Raw genomic sequence first — 2,974 nt, 5'->3', positions numbered from 1 at the left:
GATAGTTTTTGGTTGTAAAGTCTTTTTGTAGTAATTTTTTAAAAATATTTATAAGTTATTGATTTTTATAAATATTTAGTCTCTTGTCTTGACATCAATCAGCTCAATTTCAAATACCAAATCAGAATTGGGCGGAATCTTACCCACCACACGCTCGCCATAGCCCAAAAAAGCAGGAACGATAAGCCGTCTTTTTCTGCCAACTCTCATCGGCTCGCACGCTGGCAAATCCACGCTTACGCCCCATTTGGCAAGCAGTTTTTCGCCAATCTCGCTCCCCAATACACCCAAATCCCAACCCTTAATCACACGCCTTGTCCCAATGACAGTCTCAAAGGCTTGCCCACGGCTGTGTGATGAGTCAAACTCACTGCCGTCCGTGAGCGTGCCTGTGTAGTGAGTTGTGATTAACGCCCCACGCTCGCACGCTTTGCCTGTACCGATGACAAGGTCGATGACTTCAAAATTCATGATAGCTCCTTAACAAGCTCAAAACGTGGCAAGGTCTTGCCGTCAATCGTTACACTTTCACAAAACATAGCCAAAGGGCGTACCCACACCCCATAATCGCCATATAAGGCACGATAGACAACAAGCCATTCTTCACTTTCAGAATGGCGGGCGGTGTGTAGCACTTGATAAAGGTTGCCTTTGTAATGACGGTAGATGCCTGTTTTTGGGGTCATAGTAGGTTTGCCTAATTTTTACCTTGTTTCAATAAATCAATTACATCTTTTAACGCTTGGATTTGTTTATCTTTTTCAAGAATTAATTCATCTTTGCTCACCAATAATTGGGCTTGATGCTCTATTTTTAAATTAAGCTTTTCTATTTCAGATACTAGCTTTTCATTGGCATTTAAATAATAATTTGCCGTTGCATTATCGCCACTATTATTTGGCAACTGTATGACAACATCGCCACTATCTCCCAATTCCAATAATTCAACAACGTCCATATTAAGAATTTGAGCGATTTTTTCTAATTTTTCAAATTTTAACTGTGTTGCTCCACGTTCAATTTTTGCGTAACCACTTGCTGTCATATTAAGAAGTTCTGCCATATTTTCTTGGGTAAGATTGTGACTTTCTCTAATATGGCGGATATTGTCTTGTATGGTCATTTTAACCTACCTAGATTTATTTTTGTCCAAAATGGATTGAAAATTGTCCAAATTGTAAATTTACATGGTGGTATAGCAACTCTATAATAAGAAGTGAAGATACATTTGTATTTTCAAAAATATTATTAATCTTGGAGTTTATTATGGCTAGATATAATGTAAATTTACACTTTAAAAAACCAAGTGGTGCTAGTGGTGGTAATAGATGGTTCCTTGTCCACGCCACTTCCGAGAGTGAAGCCAAACAAACCGCTCTTGAGCAAGCCAAATCCCAAAATCCAGATTATCTATGGAGTGTTGACAAGGTTAAGCCGTTGTAAAACTCATTAAAGTTCATTTATATTCATCAGCACAATAATCTCTCATTGTGCTGATTTTTATTAAACCACACTCACCCTAGCATACGCCTTTTTCCCTGCTTGTATCACCACCGTCTGCCCCACACTTAGGGCAAAACTTGCGTCCACGACTTGTCCGTCTACTTTGACCGCCCCACGAGAGAGCATATCTTTGGCTTGTGCAGAATTTTTGGCAAGGCTGGCTTGATTTAGCACTTGGGTGATAAAGAGTTTGTCCGCACCGCCAAGCGACAGCGACACTTCGGGCAAATCAATGGGCAACTCCCCGTCCGCCAAGCGGTTGCCTGCCGAGCGGTGGGCGTTGTCGGCAGACTCTTTGTCATGAAACCGCTCAATCAGCTCATGGGCTAGGATTTTCTTTAATTCTTGGGGGTTGCGACCGTTTGCCATTTCATCAAGCAGAGCGTTCACTTCACTCATCGGCTTAAAGCTCAAAAGCTCAAAATAGCGAGCGATGAGCGTGTCGGGCATGGATAAGATTTTTTGGTACATCACGCCCGCAGGTTCGTCAATGCCAATGTAGTTACCAAGCGATTTGGACATTTTTTGTACACCGTCCAAGCCTTCAAGCAGTGGCATGGTCAGGCACACCTGTGGCTCTTTGCCGTAGCGACCTTGCAGGGTACGCCCCATAAGCACGTTAAAGGTCTGGTCAGTTCCGCCAATCTCCACATCAGCTTCCATGGCAATGCTGTCATAGCCTTGCACAAGGGGGTATAAAAATTCATGAATGGCGATTGGGGCTTGGCTGTTGTAGCGTTTTGAAAAATCATCACGCTCTAACATACGAGACACGGTAAGCTGACTGGCGAGCTGTATCATGTCCCCTGCACTCATTTTGCCAAACCAGTCGGAGTTGAACATAATGGTGGTTTTGTCTTTGTCTAGGATTTTAAAGACTTGCTTGGCGTAGGTTTCGGCATTTGCCTTGACCTGCTCTTCAGACAGGGGCGGACGAGTGGCGTTTTTGCCAGACGGATCGCCAATGCGAGCGGTGTAATCGCCAATCAAAAACAGCACTTCATGCCCCAATTCTTGAAAAGCACGCAGTTTGTTAAGCACGACCGTATGACCAAAATGCAAGTCAGGGGCAGTGGGGTCCATGCCAAGTTTGATACGCAAAGGGCGACCTTTGGCAAGTTTTTTTAATAAATCTTCTTCGGAATAAATCTCCACCACGCCACGTTTTAGAAGTTCAAGTTGTTCGGCAGGGGGTAAAAAATTTGACATGGGACACCTTTGTCATATAAAGAAAAATTGTGTTAGTATAGCAAATTTACCCCCATTTTAAAAACAAAAAATAGCCCCGAATTGGAGCTATTTTTTGTCTGATATGTGATAATAAATTTCCTTCAAAACTAGGGCAAAAAACAGCTACTTGAAATCTACCTAAATCTACTCTATAATGTGTAATTATGAATAGATTGATTGGTATTAACGAAGCTGCAAAACGGCTGGGTGTCTCTATCTCAACAATAGACCCCTTTCCAAA

General features: G+C 42.3%; 6 protein-coding genes. 1 reads left to right on the top strand and 5 read right to left on the bottom strand.

The annotated features are described in order from the left end of the window. Positions 1-75: 75 nt before the first annotated feature. The 3 genes from B5J94_RS12555 to B5J94_RS12545 are packed head-to-tail and all read right to left on the bottom strand — an operon-like array spanning position 76 to position 1,123. Positions 76-471, bottom strand: a complete 396-nt coding sequence (locus B5J94_RS12555; RefSeq protein WP_062501480.1) for an FKBP-type peptidyl-prolyl cis-trans isomerase — start codon at positions 469-471, stop codon at positions 76-78. After that, positions 468-686, bottom strand: coding sequence for a DUF1653 domain-containing protein (locus B5J94_RS12550; protein ID WP_062501482.1), 219 nt, complete (start codon positions 684-686; stop codon positions 468-470). The genes B5J94_RS12555 and B5J94_RS12550 overlap by 4 nt, the downstream gene beginning before the upstream one ends. A gap of 11 nt (positions 687-697) precedes the next feature. Further along, positions 698-1,123 carry a helix-turn-helix domain-containing protein gene (locus B5J94_RS12545; RefSeq protein ID WP_062501484.1) on the bottom strand — a complete coding sequence of 142 codons (426 nt, stop codon included), beginning with the start codon at positions 1,121-1,123 and terminating at the stop codon, positions 698-700. Between the two features lie 143 nt (positions 1,124-1,266). On the opposite strand from B5J94_RS12545, the gene B5J94_RS14270 reads away from it, so the two are divergent. Continuing rightward, complete coding sequence (locus B5J94_RS14270; protein WP_156471107.1) at positions 1,267-1,443, top strand: hypothetical protein; 177 nt, start codon at positions 1,267-1,269, stop codon at positions 1,441-1,443. 60 nt (positions 1,444-1,503) lie between these two features. Here B5J94_RS14270 and tyrS read toward each other — a convergent pair whose 3' ends face one another. Together tyrS and B5J94_RS14550 are read right to left on the bottom strand one after the other, a co-directional pair. After that, entirely contained in the window at positions 1,504-2,712 is a 1,209-nt protein-coding gene (gene tyrS, locus B5J94_RS12540) for a tyrosine--tRNA ligase (protein ID WP_062501486.1), read from the bottom strand. A 46-nt stretch (positions 2,713-2,758) separates the two neighbouring features. Further along, on the bottom strand, positions 2,759-2,974 hold a 216-nt coding region (locus B5J94_RS14550), incomplete at its 5' end, for a hypothetical protein (RefSeq protein WP_211271092.1).

Origin of the sequence: Moraxella lacunata (assembly GCF_002027545.1) — a bacterium.
In the GTDB taxonomy this organism is placed as follows: domain Bacteria; phylum Pseudomonadota; class Gammaproteobacteria; order Pseudomonadales; family Moraxellaceae; genus Moraxella; species Moraxella lacunata.
The sequence above is the reverse complement of the archived record's forward strand: the minus strand, read 5'-3'. Positions and strand labels throughout refer to the sequence as shown.